General features: G+C 64.2%; 15 protein-coding genes. 8 read left to right on the top strand and 7 right to left on the bottom strand.

The window, feature by feature from the left end; all coding sequences use genetic code 11:
• Positions 1 to 258: 258 nt before the first annotated feature.
• Together Q8O35_RS12455 and Q8O35_RS12450 are read left to right on the top strand one after the other, a co-directional pair.
• Complete coding sequence (locus tag Q8O35_RS12455) at positions 259 to 621, top strand: CidA/LrgA family protein (RefSeq protein WP_305573785.1); 363 nt, start codon at positions 259 to 261, stop codon at positions 619 to 621.
• Positions 618 to 1,307, top strand: a complete 690-nt coding sequence (locus tag Q8O35_RS12450; protein WP_305573783.1) for an LrgB family protein — start codon at positions 618 to 620, stop codon at positions 1,305 to 1,307. Before Q8O35_RS12455 ends, Q8O35_RS12450 begins: the two co-directional genes overlap by 4 nt.
• 15 nt (positions 1,308 to 1,322) lie before the next feature.
• Here the strand turns inward: Q8O35_RS12450 and Q8O35_RS12445 are convergent, their stop codons facing one another.
• The 6 genes from Q8O35_RS12445 to cbiR all read right to left on the bottom strand — a co-directional run bounded on the left by Q8O35_RS12445 (position 1,323) and on the right by cbiR (position 9,768).
• The gene (locus tag Q8O35_RS12445; RefSeq protein ID WP_305573781.1) at positions 1,323 to 3,290 is read right to left on the bottom strand and encodes an ATP-binding protein; all 1,968 of its coding nucleotides are present in this window, start codon (positions 3,288 to 3,290) and stop codon (positions 1,323 to 1,325) included.
• A gap of 161 nt (positions 3,291 to 3,451) precedes the next feature.
• Positions 3,452 to 4,249 carry a sirohydrochlorin cobaltochelatase gene (locus Q8O35_RS12440; protein WP_305573779.1) on the bottom strand — a complete coding sequence of 266 codons (798 nt, stop codon included), beginning with the start codon at positions 4,247 to 4,249 and terminating at the stop codon, positions 3,452 to 3,454.
• A 257-nt stretch (positions 4,250 to 4,506) separates the two neighbouring features.
• A complete protein-coding gene (polA, locus tag Q8O35_RS12435; protein ID WP_305573777.1) occupies positions 4,507 to 7,464 on the bottom strand; it encodes a DNA polymerase I in 2,958 nt (985 codons plus the stop codon).
• 3 nt (positions 7,465 to 7,467) lie between these two features.
• Positions 7,468 to 8,463 carry a bifunctional oligoribonuclease/PAP phosphatase NrnA gene (locus Q8O35_RS12430; RefSeq protein WP_305573775.1) on the bottom strand — a complete coding sequence of 332 codons (996 nt, stop codon included), beginning with the start codon at positions 8,461 to 8,463 and terminating at the stop codon, positions 7,468 to 7,470.
• Positions 8,441 to 8,974 (bottom strand): bifunctional adenosylcobinamide kinase/adenosylcobinamide-phosphate guanylyltransferase, encoded by a 534-nt coding sequence (locus tag Q8O35_RS12425; RefSeq protein WP_305573774.1) that lies wholly within the window; start codon positions 8,972 to 8,974, stop codon positions 8,441 to 8,443. Before Q8O35_RS12425 ends, Q8O35_RS12430 begins: the two co-directional genes overlap by 23 nt.
• Positions 8,971 to 9,768, bottom strand: a complete 798-nt coding sequence (gene cbiR, locus Q8O35_RS12420) for a cobamide remodeling phosphodiesterase CbiR (protein ID WP_305573772.1) — start codon at positions 9,766 to 9,768, stop codon at positions 8,971 to 8,973. Before cbiR ends, Q8O35_RS12425 begins: the two co-directional genes overlap by 4 nt.
• Before the next feature lie 53 nt (positions 9,769 to 9,821).
• Here cbiR and Q8O35_RS12415 point away from each other — a divergent pair, with 53 nt between their 5' ends.
• The 6 genes from Q8O35_RS12415 to Q8O35_RS12390 all read left to right on the top strand — a co-directional run bounded on the left by Q8O35_RS12415 (position 9,822) and on the right by Q8O35_RS12390 (position 16,941).
• Complete coding sequence (locus tag Q8O35_RS12415) at positions 9,822 to 9,968, top strand: hypothetical protein (RefSeq protein WP_305573770.1); 147 nt, start codon at positions 9,822 to 9,824, stop codon at positions 9,966 to 9,968.
• 171 nt (positions 9,969 to 10,139) lie between these two features.
• Positions 10,140 to 10,724 carry a cysteine hydrolase family protein gene (locus tag Q8O35_RS12410; RefSeq protein WP_305573768.1) on the top strand — a complete coding sequence of 195 codons (585 nt, stop codon included), beginning with the start codon at positions 10,140 to 10,142 and terminating at the stop codon, positions 10,722 to 10,724.
• 60 nt (positions 10,725 to 10,784) lie between these two features.
• Positions 10,785 to 12,713, top strand: a complete 1,929-nt coding sequence (locus Q8O35_RS12405; RefSeq protein WP_305573764.1) for an ATP-binding cassette domain-containing protein — start codon at positions 10,785 to 10,787, stop codon at positions 12,711 to 12,713.
• Positions 12,714 to 12,829: 116 nt separating this feature from the next.
• On the top strand, positions 12,830 to 14,641 hold the full coding sequence (locus tag Q8O35_RS12400) for an HD domain-containing phosphohydrolase (RefSeq protein ID WP_305573762.1): 1,812 nt from the start codon (positions 12,830 to 12,832) through the stop codon (positions 14,639 to 14,641).
• 90 nt (positions 14,642 to 14,731) lie between these two features.
• Positions 14,732 to 14,953, top strand: a complete 222-nt coding sequence (locus Q8O35_RS12395) for a TraR/DksA C4-type zinc finger protein (protein ID WP_305573760.1) — start codon at positions 14,732 to 14,734, stop codon at positions 14,951 to 14,953.
• 215 nt (positions 14,954 to 15,168) lie between these two features.
• On the top strand, positions 15,169 to 16,941 hold the full coding sequence (locus Q8O35_RS12390) for a dipeptidase (protein ID WP_305573758.1): 1,773 nt from the start codon (positions 15,169 to 15,171) through the stop codon (positions 16,939 to 16,941).
• Positions 16,942 to 17,350: 409 nt separating this feature from the next.
• On the opposite strand, the gene Q8O35_RS12385 is transcribed toward Q8O35_RS12390, so the two are convergent.
• On the bottom strand, positions 17,351 to 18,296 hold a 946-nt coding region (locus Q8O35_RS12385), incomplete at its 5' end, for a site-specific integrase (RefSeq protein ID WP_305573756.1).

Below are 18,296 nucleotides of genomic sequence, written 5' to 3'. Positions count from 1 at the left end.
CTCCTTGTCTGTCGTTGACGGACCTTTCCGGGCCTGCACCCGCTGCCCGCAACTCATGCCACATTGCCCGCGATTCGTCGAGGGGGCGAGGCGGATTCAAATCATTCCAGAAGCATGATATTCTCTCCGCCCGCAGCCTCAACAACCAGAATGCGCCGCCAGAATGCGCCTCGCTGGCCCTCTTCCGCCCTGGCGAGGATTGGGCTATGCAGGCATGCGGGCCTGGCCCCGCCCCACAGACAACAAGAGGTTCCCCTTGTGACACAGACGCTGAAAGCCCTTGGACAACTGGCGCTTCTCTGGGCCATCTACCAGGGCAGTTCCTGGTTCGCGGCCTTCACGGGCCTGCCCATCCCCGGAAACGTCATCGGGGTCATCCTGCTTTTCACCCTGCTTTCCCTTGGCGTTCTCAAGCTCAAACACGTGGAGCTGGCCGCAGACTTCCTGCTCAAGCACCTGGTGTTCTTTTTCGTGCCCATCGCCGTGGGCCTCATGGAATGGGGCGGGGTGTTCTACGACTACGGCCTCACGCTGCTTCTCGCCATCGTCATCAGCGCCGTGCTGCCACTGCTGGCCGTTGGCGGCCTTTCGCAACTGCTGAACAAAAGGCGGGGCGCATGAACGCCACGACCATCTTCTGCATCGCCATCACCCTGGCTGCATACCTGGGCGTGCGGCGCCTGTACCTGCGCTTCCGGCACCCGCTGCTCAACGTGGTGGCCCTTGGCGCAGCCCTCATCATCACCGCTCTTGTGGTTTTGCGCATCCCCTACAGCGAATACGTTCCAGCCAAAAACATCATGACCGCGCTGCTCGGCCCGGCCACCGTCGGCCTGGCCGTTCCCCTGTACCGCCACCGCAGCCTGCTCCTGCGCTCCGCCCCGGCCATTCTTGGCAGCGTGGCCCTGGGCGCGTTTCTGGCCATGCTCACGGCAGGAGCCATCGCCAAGCTGGGCGGCATGCCCCAGGACGTCGTGGCGTCCATCCTGCCCAAGGGCGTCACCATCCCCTTTGCGGTGGAGATCGCCGCCATCTACAAGGGCATTCCGGCTCTGACCGCAGCCTTTGTGGTGGCCACCGGCACCCTGGGATCCCTTCTGGGCGGCTGGCTGCTCACCCTTGCGCGCGTGCGCGACCCCATGGCGCGCGGCCTGGCCCTGGGCACTGTTTCCCACGGGCAGGGCACAGCCACAGCCCTCATGGAGGGCGAACAGCAGGGCGCCATGGCCGGGCTGGCCATGATCCTGGCGGGCATATTCACCGCCGGTTTCGCGCCCCTGGCCGTGTGGATGCTGGGACTGGGCTAGCGCTCAGGCAGGCGCTCACGCCTTCGCCAGGGGCACCATGATGCTGAACACCGTGCCCTGGCCCAGCTCGCTGGCCACATGGATGGTTCCGCCCATGGTCTGGGTGACGAGGTTGTAGACGATGGACAAACCGAGCCCGGTGCCCCCTTTCTGACGATAGGTGGTGAAGAAGGGCTCGAAAATCAGGTTCAGATTCTCCGGCGCAATGCCCTTGCCGTCGTCGGCGAAGATGAAGCGCAGGCGTTCCGGCTCCAGGGTGGCGGTGATTTTGATGCGCCCGGCCTGGCCGGGTTCATAGGCATGCTGCAAGGCGTTCAGCACCAGGTTGGTCAGAATCTGGGACCACACGCCGGGGTAGGAGTCGATCTCCACCTTGTCATCGCAGGCCAGCTCCACAACGATGGCGGTCTTCTTCAGATGCGGCCGCAACGACAAGAGCACCTGCTCGAAATAGCTGCGCAGGAGGAACACCCGCCGCTCCTCGGTGGAGCGGTCCACGGCCACCTGCTTAAAGCTGCGGATGAGTTCCGCTGCGCGGCGCAGGTTGGCCAGGATCATGTGCGTGGACTCGTCGCACACGCCAAGAAATTCTTCGAGGCTGGCGCGCTTGAGCGCCCCGGCCCGGAACTCCTCAAGCATGGCCTTGGTCTTGTCCTCCAGGTGCGAGGCTGCGGTGACCCCGATTCCCACAGGGGTATTGATCTCGTGCGCCACCCCAGCCACCAGCCCGCCCAGGGAGGCCATCTTTTCCGACTGGATGAGCTGCTGCTGAGCCTGATTGAGGCGTTCCAAAGTAGCCGTCAGCTCCTTGTTGGCCAAGGCGAGTTCCTTGGTGCGCTTCTCAACCCGGTCCTCCAGAAACTCGTTCAGGTGGCACACCTCGTTCTCATAGGCGTCGCGTTCCTGCTCGCGCCTCTCCAAGGCCTGAGCCATGGCGTCAAGGGCCTGGCCAAGCCTGCCTATTTCGTCCTCGCCCCCGGTCAGCCCGGTGCGCGCCTCCAGCTCACCAGCCCCAAGGCGCGTGGCGGCGGCCACGAGCCCCTTGAGCTTGCGCACCACGGCCACCTCGCCCAGCGCCCAGGCCGAGGCCATGAACAGCACTGCGGCCAGCCCCAGGAGGGCAAGGTTGCGGCGCACCACGCCGCGCGCCTGGGCCAGGGCCTCGTCCACGGGAACCCCCAGCCGGATCATGAGGTACGGAAAGGGCGCTCCGGAAAAGTGCAGGCGCTTGAAGGCATAAAGCCGCAGCACGCCATCCACCCCGGTTTCACTGAAGGTTCCCTCCTCAGCTTGTCCGGTCATGCGCTCAAGCATCCTGGGCAGATCAGGCACCCAGGTGTACTTCTCCGTTTCTGGAAAGCGGGTCAGGCGCGTGCCTTTTGCATCGGTCAAAGTTAACACGGAGCCTGCGGGCATTCCGGCTCCCTGAAACAGGCTGCCAAAGTGGTGCAGATCAAAAGCCGCCAGCAGCACGCCCCTGGGTCCGGCTGGGCCATCGGCAAGGGGCTGGACGAAGCTGATCACCACCCGTCTGGCGTTCTTGAGGTACGCGTAATCCCCGGTGACGAATTCTCCCTTGGCCAGGGCGCTCTTGAAGCAGGCGGACGTGGCCAGCTCGGCCCCTTCTTCAGGGAGCGCATGGTCCGGCGCCCGCGCAAGGATCCTGCCCCGCGCATCGGCCAAGGCCAGGGTGACGTACACCGGGTTGCGCTGCTGGATGTCCGCCAGAAGCTCCTGGCTGCCCTTGGGGTCCAGGCTGCGTATTTCCGAGGTTTTCGCCAGGGTGGCGAGCAGCAGGCGCGCGTTCTCCACGATGCGTTCGTGATGCGCGGCCATGCTTTGCACCTGTTGCAGGGCAGTGCCTTCTGCGCGGCTGACGACGTTCTCCTCAAGCTCGCGACCCGTCAGGAGCATGATCGCCACAGCGGGAAGGGCCGCCGCGAGCATGAGCACAAGCAATCTGGTGCGGATGGATATGGTCATGAAGAACACCGCCTTGGACATTACAGTCCTGGGCTGCATCGCCTATTTCCACATTCCAATACTATCGCGTTCTTTCAAAGACAGTCAAGAAATGCCTGCCACTGTGGGCAGGGGGATCAACAAAAGGAGGGAGGGGATAACGAAAGGGAGGGGGCAGGAAGTTAGGCTGAGAGACGCTCCACGGCCTCGCGCAAATGGTCGAGCCAGATGCCCGCCAGCACGGGGTGCTCGCCAGCGCCCTTGATGTGCGTTTCGCAGGCGAAGCCCGCGTTGGCGAGCCCGGCGCGCCAGGAGTTCTTGCCCTCGCCGGCCATGTCGCGGGTGGCGTGGACGCCGCGCGCGAACAAGAGCGGCATAAGGTGCACCTTGCAAACGCCCAGGGTCCGCAGCTCATCGACCTTGGCGGCCAGGCCGGGCTCGGCCTCCAGCGCGCCGATGAGCACAAGGGGGTCCAGGGCGCGCAGTTCGTCGGCCAGATCCTGATAGACGCCATTGGCGCGTCCGCGCGTGCCGTGGCCCATGAGCAGCACGGCCTCGCCGGGCAGGCGCGTTTCCGGCAGCACGGTAAGCAACGTCTGGGCCACCAGGCGCACATCGTCGGCATTGCCCAGAAGCGGCCGGCCAAGCTCAATGCGCTCGAAGCCGCCAGCGCCTTTCAGGCCCGCCACCAGGCGCTCCAAGCTTTTGTACTCGTCGCCGGGAATCACGTGCAGGGACTGCACCGCCAAACGCCGCACGCCCTCGCGCAGGAGGCCCTTCAGAATATCCTCGGGCGACTGGCCGTGGCGGCTCTGCGCGCCTTTGTGGCGACGCACGGTGCCGGAGGTCAGGGCGGTCTCCACGCGATGCTGCGGGTACAGCTCACGCGCTCGCGTGCGGATGGCGTCGAGGGAGGCCTCGGCCCCGGGCAGGCGCGAGCCGAAGGCGGCGAGGAGGATGGCGTTCTGTGTGTCTGGCATGCGGTCGCGACTGTAGCGCAGAACCGTTCGACCCGAAAGGGGTTTCTGGCGCAAGGTCAAAACGCGAAACAAACAGGGGCGAAAGCGGCGCGAGGCCACCGGCGAATGCGGCCTTTCCAGACGCAGGTCGGCCATGCAGAATCAATCCTCCCGCAGCCGCGACCGCAAAAAAAGCCGACGAGTCACCCCGTCGGCTCTAAAAAAACCAGAGAGCAGTGCTGCCCGTAGAGTAAAGAACTTCGCGCCGGATTGGTTCTTTAGTGCGCCTCGGCCCAGTTGCGGCCCTGGCCCAGGTCGACCTTCAGGGGCACGGCCAGGGTCACCACGTTCTGCATGAGGCGCGCAAGCTCCGCCGCAGCCTCCGGGGCGCCCGCCTCCGGCACTTCCAGCAGCAGTTCGTCGTGCACCTGCAAAATGAGCTTGGCGTTCAGGGCGGCCAGTTCCGGGCTGTTGTACACCCGCAGCATCGCCAGCTTGATGACGTCGGCGGCGCTGCCCTGGATGACGGTGTTGATGGCCTGCCTGCGCGCCTGGGCCTGCACCTGCTGGTTGCGCGAGAACAGCTCCGGCAGAAGCCTGCGGCGTCCCGCCAGGGTGGTGACGTAGCCGCGCATGAGGGCGTCCTGGAGCAGGTCCTCATAGAAGTTCTTGAGGGTGCCCAGCTTCTCGAAGTAGCGGGCGATGAACTCCTTGGCCTGATTGGTGGTGATGGACAGCTCGCGCGCCAGCTTCTGCGGGCCCATGCCGTAGATGAGCCCGAAATTGATGGTCTTGGCCCCGCGCCGCTCGTCCGGCGTGACCTCTGCCGCATCCTTGTCGAAAAGCAGCGCGGCGGTGCGGCTGTGGATGTCCTGGTCCCTCTGGAAGGCGTCGATGAGGGCCGGGTCTTTGGAAAAGTGGGCGAGGACGCGCAGCTCCACCTGGGAGTAGTCCGCGCCCACGAAGAGCGTGCCCGGCGAGGCCACGAAGCAGGCCCGCATGCGCGCGCCCTGGGGTCCGCGGATGGGGATGTTCTGCAAATTCGGGCCGGAGCTGGAAAGACGTCCGGTGGCGGTGGCAAGTTGGTTGAAGCGCGTGTGCAGGCGGCCCGATGCATCGGCCAGGCGCGGCATGGGCTCAAGATACGTGGAGCGCAGCTTCTCCTGCACGCGGAAAGCCAGAATCGCCTCCACGATCGGATGCTGCCCTGCGAGTTTCTCCAGGGCGTCGCTCCCGGTGGAGAGCGCGCCGCCAGGGGTCTTGCCGGCGGGCTTGAGGCCCAGCTTCTTGAACAGCACCTCGGCCAGCTGCTGGCTGGAGCGCACGTTGACGGGACCTCCGGCCAGTTCCTGGATGCGTTTGGTGTGCGCCTCCACCTCCGCGCTCACTTCTGTGAGGAAGCTCTTGAAGGCCGCGAAATCGATGCGCACGCCCCGGCGCTCCATGGCGGCCAGCACCGGAATGAGCGGGGTCTCAAGGTCGCGCAGGAGCTCGGCCAGCCCGGCGCCCTGCAAGCGGCGCGAAAGCACGCGCAGGCAGGACAGGGCCGCCTGGGCCTGGGCGTCCGGGTGCGGCGGCCCTTCGCCCCCTTCGCCCCCTTCGGGGGTTTCAAGGGGGAGTGTTTCCGCGGCATCCAGGTCGGCAAAGGGATCGGGCGCAACGAAGAGCGCAAGGCGCAGACGATCGAAAGAATAATTGCGGTCCTCGGGATTCAGCAGGTACGCGGCCAGGCCCAGGTCGAACCAGACGGCCAGGGGCACGGCGTCCCACGCCTTGCTGCGGCGCAGGAGCTCTTGCAGGCTGGGCGCGGCAATGCGTTCCGCCACGGCCAGACGTACCGCCAGATCCTCGTCCGGCCCGGCAAAGACCAGCTCGCCCTCCTCGCCATCCAGCGCAAGGCGGAAACCACCCTTGCCACCCAAAGGACTCGCATCTCCCAGGGGCACCAAACCCACGGTGCGGCCCGTGAAATCCGGCAGGGCCGAGACATCGGCCACATGGCGCAGGGGCAACGGGTCCACATCGGCAACGGGCGCGACGGGGACGAAGTCGAGCAGCGAGGGAGCTGCTGGGGCGGGTGAGCCGCCTCCGAAAAGAGAAAGCTGCCCTGCTCCGGCGCTTTTTTTCGAGGCCGTGGGCTTGGCCGGCACCGACGCAGAGAAGGGCGCGGCGAAGGACGTGGCCGCCTCTGATCCCACAGGCGCGATGAACGAGGCCGTGGCGGCGGAAAGCGGGACCTGCGGAGGCATCGGCGGTTGTGGCGCAAGCGGCGGCAGGCTGCCCTGCTCCCACGGCGGCGGGCCGCTGTACGAGGCCGAGTGCGCGTTCTGCGCGGCCTGGCCGGCCTGGGGAATCTCGCGCAGCAGGCTCTTGAACTCGTAGGCGCGCAAAAATTCTGAAAGCTTGGGCACGTCCGGCGGCTGCACAGCCAGGGCGTCCAGGGACAAATCCGGGCAGCAGCCCAGGCGCAGGCGCGTCAACTCGCGGTACAGGAACACGTCGTCCATGCGTCCATCAAGCTTCTTGCGAAAGCTCTCGGGCAGACGCTTGTCTCCACGCTCCTCGGCCTCGCGCAGGTCCTCAAGGGTGGGAAAATCGTGGATGACCTTGAGGGCCGTCTTGGGGCCAACGCCCGGCAGGCCGGGGATGTTGTCGGAAGAATCACCCATGAGGGCCTGCAAATCCGGCCACTGGGCGGGGCGGATGCCCAGTTCGGCCATGAAGTCGGCCTCGCTCGTCACCTTCTCGTTCTTTCCCGCCGGGTCCCACAGGTAGACGTTGGGCGTGAGGCACTGCTTCAGGTCCTTGTCCGACGCCACAATCACCACCGGGCGCTCGGCCTGGTGCGCGGCGGCAAGGCTGGCGATGCAGTCGTCGGCCTCGATGCCGTCGGAAATGGTAAGGGACAGGCCAAGGAGCTTCACGGCCTCGCGCAGGGGCTCGATCTGCACGGCCAGGTCTTCCGGCATTTTTGGCCGCTGCGCCTTGTAGGGCTCGAACATCCCGTGGCGGAAGGTGGGGCCCTTTCCGTCCATAAAGAAGCCCACGAACTTGGGCCGTTCCTCGCGCAAGATGCGCAGCAGAATGCGCAGCACGATGAAAATGGCGTTGGTGGGCAGGCCGTCGGAGCGCTTCAGGTCCGGGTAGGCGTAGAAGCCCCGGTAGAGAAAGCTGGTGCCGTCGACGAGGAACAGCGGCTCGGCGTCGCCGAGGTTCAGGCGTGACTTGAGGGACATGCGCTAGATCCGCTGGAAACCGGTTGTTTTGCCACGCGAGAGCTTTTTGAGCACGTACATTTCCGGGTCCTTGCCGTCCAGGGCGGAGAGGGGGATCTCGGCGCGGGCCGCGCCCTTATGGCCGCCTGCGGAGCCGATTTCACCAAAAAGCGTGGCCGCGAATTTGCCGATGTCCTTGCGGATGCCGTCGCCCCGGAAGATGACAACCAGGGTGTCGTCGCAGACGCCGGAGACGGCGTCCCAGGAAATGGAGTGCACGCGCATGAAGAAGTCGGCCACAACCACCAGAATGTCCGGGCTGGCGACCTTGCCCAGGTGCGCAGTGAGGCCCGTGCCAATGCGGCGCAGGTTGTAGAACGCGCGGGAGAAGTAGCGCATCCACTCCAGGTGGTATTCGCTGCGCACGATGCGCGTGATGAGCGTATGGTCCGCGTACTTGGACAGGTACTTGAAGGCGTTGATGTCCGCGTCGATGAACTTGCGCTGAAAGTTCAGAGTGTCGGCCTTGATGCCGTACAAAAGGGCCGATGCCAGCAGCTTGGGGGGCCGGATCTCCAGGCGCTGGATGTATTCCGTCAGCATGGAGCAGGTGGCGCCGAACTTGGGGCGGATGTCCACCACGGGCGCGACCACCGGCTTGTCGGCCAGAATGGGGTGGTGGTCAATAACCACGGTGTAGTCCAGCTTGGCCAGCTCCGGGTGGTGGTGCGGCTGGCTGTCCACCAGGGCGAAACGGTCATACTGGGCGATGAGGTTCGGAATGAGCTTTCGTGTGGGCACACGCAAATACCGGATCATGGCCAGGTTGTCCGGGCGCTTGATCTCGTTCACATGGCCGATGCCGATATCGTGCACGCGGCGCGAGAGAATAGCCTTGAGCCCAAGGGCAGCGCCCATGGCATCCGGGTCCGCGTTGATGACGATGAGCCAGCGCTGGTCCTTGTTCAGCAAGGACAAAAGCGCCTGGAGCTTTTCGTCAGTCAGCTTGGATACGCCCATGTTCCGCCTTTTTAAGCGCCAGGGGCAGGCCCGCCACCACGAGGTACGCCTCGTGGGACAACGCCGCCACGGCTTGATTGAGCCGACCGAGCTTTTTCAGGAAACTCCTGGCCTCATGTGAGGCGGGCAAGGGCGTGAAGCCAATTTCACAGGACACCAAAATGATCCGAAAATCCGGGCAATGCCGGAGCACATCCAGCAGCGCGTCGCACAACTCCGGGTCGCGGCCTTCCTGGGTGCAGACGTACAGCCAGAAGTCCAGGCTGTCCACCAGCACCGCCTTGTAATTCTTCTTAGCCTCCAGCAGGGCGAGTGGCAAGTCCCAGCCCACTTCCACAACAGGCAGGGCCGGATCGCGGCGCTCGCGGTGGGAGGCTATCTGGTTGCGAAAGGACAAATCCTTGGCCTTGCCCGTGGCCAAAAACAACGCCGGGCCGGGCTCGGCCTCCAGCAGTTTCATGGCGTAGTCCGACTTGCCGGACTTGTTCCCGCCGATGACGAAGGTGATCACGCTTTGGCCTCCAGGTTTCCGCCCTGCCCCACGCCAGCCGAAACAGCGGCGCGCAGACAGCGCAGAGAGTCGCACAAGGCTTCCTCGTTGAACAGTTCCAGCACCACCACCCCGCCCGGAGCCAGTCCATCAAGCAATCGCGTCATGATCGCCCGGCCCCGGCCATCCAGCAGCGACAGGGACGCGTGGCGGGCGGGCTTGAGCGGGTCCGGGGCGTTCAGATGAACCATGCGCGTGCGCGAAAAAAGCTCCGGCAGGTCCAGAAAGTCTTCCTGCCCATGCACCAGCATGTGCCCCAGGTCCAGACACACGCCAAGGCCCAGGCCGCTTATGACTTGCCAATGCTGTGCCAAGTCGCGGCCGGCGATGTTCTCCACCAGCAGGGCTTCGAGCGGCAGGCCGCCTTTCTCCAGCAGCAGCGCCAAGCCGGCCAGCTGGTCCGGCTCCTGCGGCGGATGCAGCACAAAGGATCCCGGCGAAAGAAACGCTATGCGGCGGCGCAGCTCCAGAACGATTTCAGCCACGCGCTCCACACCGGCGCCCCAAGGCAGGTCGAGGGGCAGGTGCATGTGCCAGCTCACGGGCAATTGGGCAAGCCCTGGCGGCAAATCCTGCCCGGTGTAGGCCAGGCAGGCTTCGGTCTCAAAGAAGGCCAGGGCGATTTCGTCAAATTCCGGTGCGAGAAAGATGCAATTTTCCGACACCGGGGCAGGCAAAACGCAGGAGGGTGCGGCAAGCACCCAGGGCAGATTCTGCGGCCTCTGCGGACTTATTGGCGATTTCACGGCAGGCACGGCCCTTGCTTAGAATTTGTCAAACCCAGTCCCCCACCAAGGAGGGGGCCCGCATGAACACTCTGCGCTGCCACTTGCAACATCTGCTGAACCCGCTGCACCTTTACTGCCGCCTTCTGGAGGCCGGGATAGCCGAACCCCTGGCCCGGCGCATGAGCCGCGCCTACGAACGCACACTGTACCGGCATCTGCTGGCCTGAACCTCCCGCTGCACCGTCCCGCCCCTGGCTCAGTCCCGGCGTGGACGGGCAACCACGCCCTTCCCATACCTCGCCCGCTTGCGGGGCGCAATGCGTACCCCCTTGTTCACCACAGGCTCCCTGCGCTAGGCTGCGGCAATCGCCCCACACACCGCCCAACCTGGAGCCCCCATGACCGCGCCCAACAACTTCGCCCTGGCCATCATCGACATGCAGAACGACTTCGTGCTGCCTGGGGCAACGGCCTGCGTGGCCGGAGCGCAGGCCACACTGCCGGCCTTGCGCCGCCTGCTGGACCAGGCGCGGGCCGAGGGCTGGGCCGTCATCCACGTGACGCGAAGCCACAGGGCCGACGGGTCCGACGTGGAGCTTTTCCGCCGCGATGCCTTCAGCCGGGGCCAGGGCATCTGCGTGGCCGGAACGAAAGGGGCGGACATAGTGCAGGAGCTTGCCCCCGCACCCGGCGAATATCGCCTGTCCAAGCTGCGCTTCAGCGCCTTTCTGTTCACGGAGTTCGACGCGCTCCTGCGCCGCCTGGGCGTGGAGACCCTCGTGCTGGCCGGAACCCAGTACCCCAACTGCATCCGGGCCACCGCAGTGGACGCCATGGCGCGGGACTACCGCACCATCGTAGTCACCAACGCCTGCTCGGCACAGACCCCCGAAGTGGCGGAGCACAACATTTTCGATCTCTCGCGCATGGGCGTTTTTTGCGTGGATCTGGCCGGGCTTCCCGCGCTTCTGGCCGCGCCCTGACCCTCCAGGCGGCGGCCGCCGCCCTTGACCGTAACCGCGCTCCAGCATAGGAAGCCCGGCATGGCACTTATCAGCGTAAACAACCTGTGCATGAGTTTCGGCGGCCCCAAGCTGCTCGACGGCATCACCTTCCAAATCGAGCCGGGGCAGCGCGTCTGCCTTGTGGGCAGGAACGGCGAGGGAAAATCCACCCTGCTGCGGCTGCTCTCCGGCGACCTGACCCCGGACAGCGGCGACATCGCCCGCGCCAACGGGCTCAAGGTTGCGCGCCTGTCGCAAAAGGTGCCCGAGGTGCTCACCGGCACCGTGTATGAAGTTGTGACCCAGGGCCTGGGCGAAATCGGCACGCACATCGCCCAGCACCACCGCGCCCTTGCCAGCGGCGACGCGGCGGAGCTCGAAGCGGCGCAGATCGCCCTCTCGGACCTGGGCGGCTGGGAATCCCTGGCCGACGTGGACACCGCAGTGACGCGCCTGGCCCTGAACCCGGACCAGCGCTTCGAAGACCTTTCCGGCGGGCTCAAGCGCCGGGCGCTGCTGGCCCGCGCCCTGGTGGGCGCACCAGACGTGCTGCTCCTGGACGAGCCCACCAACCACCTGGATATCGACTCCATCGCCTGGCTGGAGGACTTCCTCCTGCGCCACGTGAAGACCCTCATCTTCATCACCCACGACCGCATGTTCCTCAGGCGCGTGGCCACGCGCATCATCGAGCTGGACCGCGGCAAGCTGGCCGACTGGACCTGCGACTACGACACCTTCCTTGTGCGCAAGGAGGCCCAGCTGGCCTCTGAGGAAAAAACCTGGGCCGAGTTCGACAAGAAGCTGGCGCGGGAGGAAGTCTGGGTGCGGCAGGGCGTCAAGGCCCGGCGCACCAGGAACGAAGGCCGCGTGCGCGAGCTGAAGAAGCTGCGCGACGAGCGCGCCCAGCGCCGCGAACGCACCGGCACCGCCACCATTGTGGTGCAGGAGGCAGAACGCTCCGGCAAGCTGGTCATCGAGGCCAAAAAGATTTCCCACATCTGGCCCGGCACAGACACCCCGGTGTTCCAGGACCTGGACCTGACCATCATCCGCGGCGACAAGCTGGGGCTCATCGGCCCCAACGGCGCGGGCAAGACCACGCTCATCCAGGTGCTCTTGGGCCGCATGAAGCCCACAGGCGGCGCCGTGCGCCTGGGCACCAACCTTGAGGTGGCCTACTTCGACCAGCACCGCGAGGAGCTTGATCCGAACAAGAGCGTGCGCGAGAGCGTGGCCGAAGGCTCGGACCAGGTGACAATCGGCGGCCATACGCGCCACGTCATGGGCTACCTGAAGGACTTCCTGTTCTCGTCCGAGCGGGCCAACAGCCCGGTGCGCATCCTCTCCGGCGGAGAGCGCAACAGGCTGCTTTTGGCGCGGCTTTTCACCCGGCCCTCCAACGTGCTGGTGATGGACGAACCCACCAACGACCTGGACGCCGAGACACTGGACCTGCTGGAAGACCGCCTCATGGAATACCCCGGCACCCTCATCGTGGTGAGCCACGACCGCGCCTTTCTGAACAACGTGGTCACAAGCACCCTGGCCTTTGAGGGCGATGGCGTGGTGAACGAATACGTGGGCGGCTTTGACGACTGGCTGCGCCAGCGCCCCCAGGCCGTGGACGACGCCGCAGCCAAGGCCGCCGCCAAGCCCGCCCTGGTGAAGCAGCCCGCCGTCGCGCCGCCGTCGAGCAAGGCCCGCAAGCTCTCGTTCAAGGAGCAGCGCGAGCTGACCGCCCTGCGCGAGGAGCTGGCGGAATTCCCGGCGCGCATCGAGGTTATGGAGCAGAACATCGCCAAGACCACGGAAAGCCTCGCCAACCCAGAGTTGTACAAGAAGGCGCCCAAGGTCCTTGTCTCCATGCGCAACGAGCTTGCCGGCATGCAGGCGGAGCTGGAAGCCGCCTTTGCCCGCTGGGAGGCAGCAGAGGCCCGCGTGGCCGAGCTGACCGAAGAAGCTTAGGCGGGCCCCCGCAGCCCAGCACCCTTTCATCCCCCCTGCGCCTGCGAGGAGCAATTCGCGCCTCGCGGGCGCATCTTGCCTTGCGCATGGAATTATTGGCGTGCTAGTGCTGGAGAATGAAGCCCTCCATCAAGGCCATCCTCCTCGCGCTGCTCCTGCTGCTCACCCTGGCGGAATCAGTCCCTGCGGATGAAACGGTCCAGCGTCGGCGAGTGCTGGTGCTGCATTCCTACGGGGCGGACTATTCCTGGACCCAGGACCAGAACGCGGGGATCCTCTCGGTATTGCAGTCGCCCCTGGTGCACGCGAACTACCGCGTGGAGTACATGGACACGAAGTACCAAAACTCCGCCTCCTACCTTGACCAGCTTCTCGCCCTCTATCGGTCGAAATTCTCCGGGCAGCACTTCGACGGCGTCATCCTTACCGACAACAATGCCCTGGACTTTGCCGCAAAGCACAGGGGCGAACTCTTCCCCGATGCCTTCATCGCCGCCAGCGGCATCAACGACCCCAAATCCATTCCTGCCAATGCGGATGACATGAACATTATTATCGAGCGCGTGCCGCACCTTCAGACCCTCAACGCCGCGCTGGAGCAGAACCCTGGAACGCGAAAAATCTATGTCATCGTCGACGAGACCCTGACCGGGCAGTATATTCGCCGGGACTTCTTGGAGCAGGCCGCCGAGCTGGCCAGGCGCGTGGAGATCGTCATCCTGCCGACCATGCCCATGGGCGACCTGCTTCATTTCGCGCTTAACCGCACCCCCGGCGAGCTCTTCTATCTCCTGGTGCTTTTTCAGGACTCCACGGGGCGGGCTCTGGCCCCTGAAGAGGCCCCCCGCGCCATAGCCGCCAGCTCCACCGTGCCGGTCTACGTGGCCTGGGACTTCCAGATGAACACCGGCGTTGTCGGAGGCTGCGTGCTCAACAGCTACGCCCACGGGAAAAAAGCCGCTGAAACGTTGCTGGAGCGTCTGTCCGGGAAGCGACCGCCAGCGGTGTTCGACCAGCCTCTGGGCATGGCCGGGCCGACCTATGATTACCGCGCGTTGCAGCGCTTCGGCATCCCCCTGTCCAGTCTGCCCTCGGACACGGTGTTGCTCAACAAGCCGCAAAGCTATTTCGAGAGGTACAGACCAGTAATCCTCATGGCGCTTGCCGTCATCGGGATCCTCGGCGTCATCATAGCGCTGCTGGCGCAGAACGTGTTCAAGCAGCGCAAAATCAACCGCAGCAATGAAAACATCCTCGCCCTGAACCGGGAGATGATGGAGATGCAGGTGGAGCTGCTTTCCACCCTGGGTGAAGTCATTGAAACCCGCTCGCACGAGACAGCCAACCACGTGCGCAGAGTGGCGGAATACTCCGGCCTGCTGGGACGAAAGATGGGCCTCGCGCAGGAGGAAGTCGCCCTGCTGCGAACCGTGTCACCCATGCATGATGTTGGCAAGATCGGCATCCCGGAAACAATTCTCAACAAGCCGGGGCGGCTCTCTCCAGAGGAATTCGACATCGTCAAGCACCACACGGTCATCGGCCACAAGATACTGAATTCGTCTAATCAGGCGTTCATGGCGCGGGCACGAGACATCGCCCTGCAGCACCACGAGCGCTGGGATGGGGGCGGCTACCCCTGCGGACTCAAGGGAGAAGAGATCAGCGTGCTGGCGCGCATCACGGCCCTTGCCGATGTTTTCGATGCGCTGTACTCGGACCGCGTGTACAAGAGGGCCTGGACCAAGGAGCAGGTGTTGGGCTATATACGCGACCAGAGCGGCGCAATGTTCGATCCTCAACTGGTGGATCTGCTCTTGGAGAACATGGACGAAATGGAGGCCATCAAGACCCGGCTGGCCGACGTAGTGAACAACGACAATTCCTGCCCTTCCGGCCCCGTGCCCTGCCCGCTGCGCAAGTGCTGACACACCGCAGCCGCCACACCGCAGCCGCCAAAGCAGCGCGACGACCCCCACACAATTTTGCAATGCACCGACAACGCGCAGGGAGTATACATGAGTGACGCCGCAGACGACGCCCAGGATTTTGAAACCAATCGACGCGCAGCCGCATTGGCGGACGCCGCAGTCTCCGAGCCAGGCCCCGGCCCGATCTTCATTGATGGGGTGGCGCATTGCGCTGAATGCGAGGCAGTGATCCCCGAGGCGCGGCTCAAGGCCCTGCCCGGCGTTGGGCTGTGCGTGGCCTGCGCCGAGGAGCGGGAGTCCGAACGCTAGAGCCCCTCCATCCACCCAAAACGACAAAAAAACAGGCCCTTGCGACGACAATCGCAAGGGCCTGTTCGTTTGCAGGAGAAAGGGATGAAAATAACGCTGGAACCGCTCTTGTTTCTGGACTGGAGCCCTCACCTTGCCGTATGGGTATACGTATTCCATTGCAGACAATGAGCAGGCTCTAAAATGGTGAGACACAAAAAACAGAAGGGAGAAGCATGGAGACAAAAGCTGTGAAGCATTGCAAACGGCGAGCACCGGCATGGTGGCTGATTGTGGCCTTGACCATGCTCTTCAGCGCAGACATGGCCTCTGCCTGCACCACCATCCTGGTGGGGAAAAAAGCCTCGGCGGATGGTTCCGTCATGGTCTCCCATTCCGATGACGGCTACAACGACGCCAGGCTTGTCTACGTTCCCGCAAAGGATCACAAGCCCGGCGCCATGCGGCCCGTGTACTATTCCCACTGCGCCCTCGACTTCAAGCCGCAATGGGGCGGAACCATCAGCCACCGTCTGGTGGATGGCTCCCGCGCCCCGGCATACGGCACCAAGGGAGACCCCAAGAGCGTGCCTCTCGGCTACATCCCGCAGGTGGCGCACACATACGCCTACTTCGACGCCAACTACGGGATCATGAACGAGCACCAGGTGTCCATCGGCGAGTGCACGGACAAGGCCAAGGTGGACCCCGAGCCGGAGCCCGGCAAACGAATCTTCTACTCTTCCGAACTCTCCCGCGTGGCCCTTGAGCGCAGCAAAACCGCCCGCGAAGCCGTCAAGATCATGGGCGAGCTTATCGAAAAATACGGCTATTACGGAACGGGTGAGACCCTGCTGGTGGCGGACGCCAAAGAAGGCTGGGTCATGGAGATGTGCGGCTACGACAAGGACGGCACCTCTGGCGTCTGGGTGGCCCAGCGCGTGCCGGATGACGCATTCTTCGTCGCGGCCAACCAGTTCCGCATCCGCGAGGTCCGCACCGGCGACCCGGACATGATGCACTCCGCCAACATTTTCCAAGCGGCACAGCAGAAAGGCTGGTGGAAGCCTTCGGATGGAGCCCTCGACTGGACCAAAGTCTACGGCGACGGCGAGTTCCACCACCCCTACTATTCCCTGCGCCGCGTTTGGCGCGCGCAGTCCCTGGTGGCGCCCTCCCTGAAGCTCTCGCCCTGGGCCGAAGGCCCCTTCACCCGCGCCTACCCCTTCGCCGTCAAGCCGGACCAGAAGCTTGACGTGAAGGACATCTTCGCCATCCACCGCGACAACTACGAAGGCACGGAGTTCGACCTCACCAAAGGCCTGGCCGCTGGTCCCTTCGGCGACCCCAATCGCTTTGAGGGCGGCGCAGAATCCCTGGCCGACAAGGAAGGACAGCTCTCAAAGGTCAAGGGCGAATTCGAGCGCCCCCTCAACATCTACCGCTGCGTTTACGCCTACGTGAATCAGTCGCGTGACTGGCTTCCCGCTGCCATCGGCGGCGTCACGTGGTATGGCCCAGACCGCCCGGCCACGGCGGTCCTCATGCCCTTCTACGCCGGGGCCACGGGCCTGCCCAAGCCCATCCAGACCAGCGACATCCTCAAGCTGGACCGCGGCAGCATGTGGACCGCGTTCAACTATGTGGCCAACCAGGCCCAGCTCAAGTATTCCTTCATGATCAAAGACATCCAGGCAATGCGCGAGAAGCACGAGAGCATGTTCTTCGGCACTCAGAAGGCCCAGGAGGCCCGCGCCCTGGCGCTCTGGAACAAGGGCGACCAGAAGGCCGCCCGCGCCCTGCTGACCAAGCACTCCGAGCAGCTGACCCAGGACGTGCTGAAGGACTGGTGGGCGCTGTCCGAGCAGTTGTACATCCGCTACAGCGACGGCTACCTCAACACGCCCACGGGCATCGCCCAGCCGGTCTTCTACCCGGCCTGGTGGCTTAAGCAGGTGGGCTACGAGCAAGGCCCCACCAGCTATTCGAAGCCTGTTGCAAAGCAATAGGAATTGACCTTCCAGAGCGTTGCTCCGAACACACCCGCAGACAAAGCCCCTTGCGAAACCATCCGCAAGGGGCTTTCCATTTACTGAAGGCGTGGCTGGCAAGCAGCCCAAAGCTGTCGCCTCGGAGGATGACCTGCAAAAGGCAAGAGGCGACGCCTGAAGGGCTGCACCTGCAAAGTGACCAAGCGGTCCAAAACGTAAGAAATAAAAGAGTATCAGACCAGTGCCGAATTGTGCGCGGGTTTACTCAGTCTACTGCGAGCTTACCGTCGGACTGTTAGGCCTTCAGGGTAGCAAAACGAAAAAACGGCTTCCAGCATTTCGCTGTAAGCCGTTGTTTTCTTTGGTGGAGATGAGGAGGATTGAACTCCTGGCCTATGCGTTGCGAAAGCGTGGCCCACGCTGCAAACTACTGCTTTAATTCGATATCTGCATCCGTTGACATACAAAAAGGTGACGAATCCAGGGCATCAGCGGGCGTTGCTGTATGTCGCTCCTGTATGTCAACGATCTTGGGGAGGGAATCCGTCACCTGTCTGCGCTGGCTGTCCAAAACGTGCTGATAGTGCCGGTGGATCATGGCGGTGGAAGAATGGCCCATGATCTTTGCCAGCGCGCCGATGTCCGCGCCGTTCGAAAGGGCATAGGTGGCAAAAGCGTGGCGCAGGCTGTACGGGGTCAAGCTGCGTTCTATCCCCGCCGCTTTCAAGGTGCTGGCCCAGGCCCGTTTCATGTGCGTGATGGCGTGGCCATCGTAGTGAACGAGCGGCCCCTGCCAGCCGTCGGCCTCGCCCCAGGACATAAGCAGCGGCGCAAGGTCTGCGGAAATGCCGACCTCGCGCCAGGAGACGGTCTTGTTCTTCTTCGCCGCTGGCACGTTGACCACGCCGCGCTCCATGTCAACATACTCCCAGGTGAGTTTGAACAGCTCGGACGGACCAACGCGCACGCCCAGGTAAAAGGACAGCAACACGGCCCGGTAGACGTGGGGAGGGGCAACGGCCAGGATGCGGCGCGCCTCGGCAGGGCTGGGGGGGACTGTTTTCTTTTCCTCGCCTCGCGGGCACTTGAACTGCGCCACGGGGTTGGTCTCTATCAACTCCTCATCCTCGGCGGCCCAGGTGAGCGCGGCCTTGATGATGCTGATACGGCGGTTGAGCGTAAGCTGTGTCACACCAGTTGCGCGCATTGTTTTGACCAGCTCGCGCATGTGATGCTTCGTGAGGTCGGAAACCTGAACCTGCCCTATCTCGGCAAGGCACGGCCTGGCGTGGGAAATTGTGTGTGCGAGGTTCAGCGGCGTGATCTGCTTTGACTTGAGGTGGGAATAAACCACGTCTTCGACGGTCATCCCA

This window comes from Humidesulfovibrio sp. (genome assembly GCF_030689645.1).
GTDB lineage: Bacteria > Desulfobacterota > Desulfovibrionia > Desulfovibrionales > Desulfovibrionaceae > Humidesulfovibrio.
Note: the sequence above shows the minus strand (reverse complement) of the source record. Positions and strands in the feature narration are given on the sequence as shown.

Bases quoted from the DNA above. Each gene is read 5' to 3' on its own strand.
- Q8O35_RS12450 (WP_305573783.1), top strand. From the start codon at position 618: ATGAACGCCACGACCATCTTCTGCATCGCCATCACCCTGGCTGCATAC.
- Q8O35_RS12445 (WP_305573781.1), bottom strand. From the start codon at position 3,290: ATGACCATATCCATCCGCACCAGATTGCTTGTGCTCATGCTCGCGGCG.
- Q8O35_RS12440 (WP_305573779.1), bottom strand. From the start codon at position 4,249: ATGCCAGACACACAGAACGCCATCCTCCTCGCCGCCTTCGGCTCGCGC.
- polA (WP_305573777.1), bottom strand. From the start codon at position 7,464: ATGTCCCTCAAGTCACGCCTGAACCTCGGCGACGCCGAGCCGCTGTTC.
- Q8O35_RS12430 (WP_305573775.1), bottom strand. From the start codon at position 8,463: ATGGGCGTATCCAAGCTGACTGACGAAAAGCTCCAGGCGCTTTTGTCC.
- Q8O35_RS12415 (WP_305573770.1), top strand. From the start codon at position 9,822: ATGAACACTCTGCGCTGCCACTTGCAACATCTGCTGAACCCGCTGCAC.
- Q8O35_RS12410 (WP_305573768.1), top strand. From the start codon at position 10,140: ATGACCGCGCCCAACAACTTCGCCCTGGCCATCATCGACATGCAGAAC.
- Q8O35_RS12405 (WP_305573764.1), top strand. From the start codon at position 10,785: ATGGCACTTATCAGCGTAAACAACCTGTGCATGAGTTTCGGCGGCCCC.
- Q8O35_RS12400 (WP_305573762.1), top strand. From the start codon at position 12,830: ATGAAGCCCTCCATCAAGGCCATCCTCCTCGCGCTGCTCCTGCTGCTC.
- Q8O35_RS12395 (WP_305573760.1), top strand. From the start codon at position 14,732: ATGAGTGACGCCGCAGACGACGCCCAGGATTTTGAAACCAATCGACGC.
- Q8O35_RS12390 (WP_305573758.1), top strand. From the start codon at position 15,169: ATGGAGACAAAAGCTGTGAAGCATTGCAAACGGCGAGCACCGGCATGG.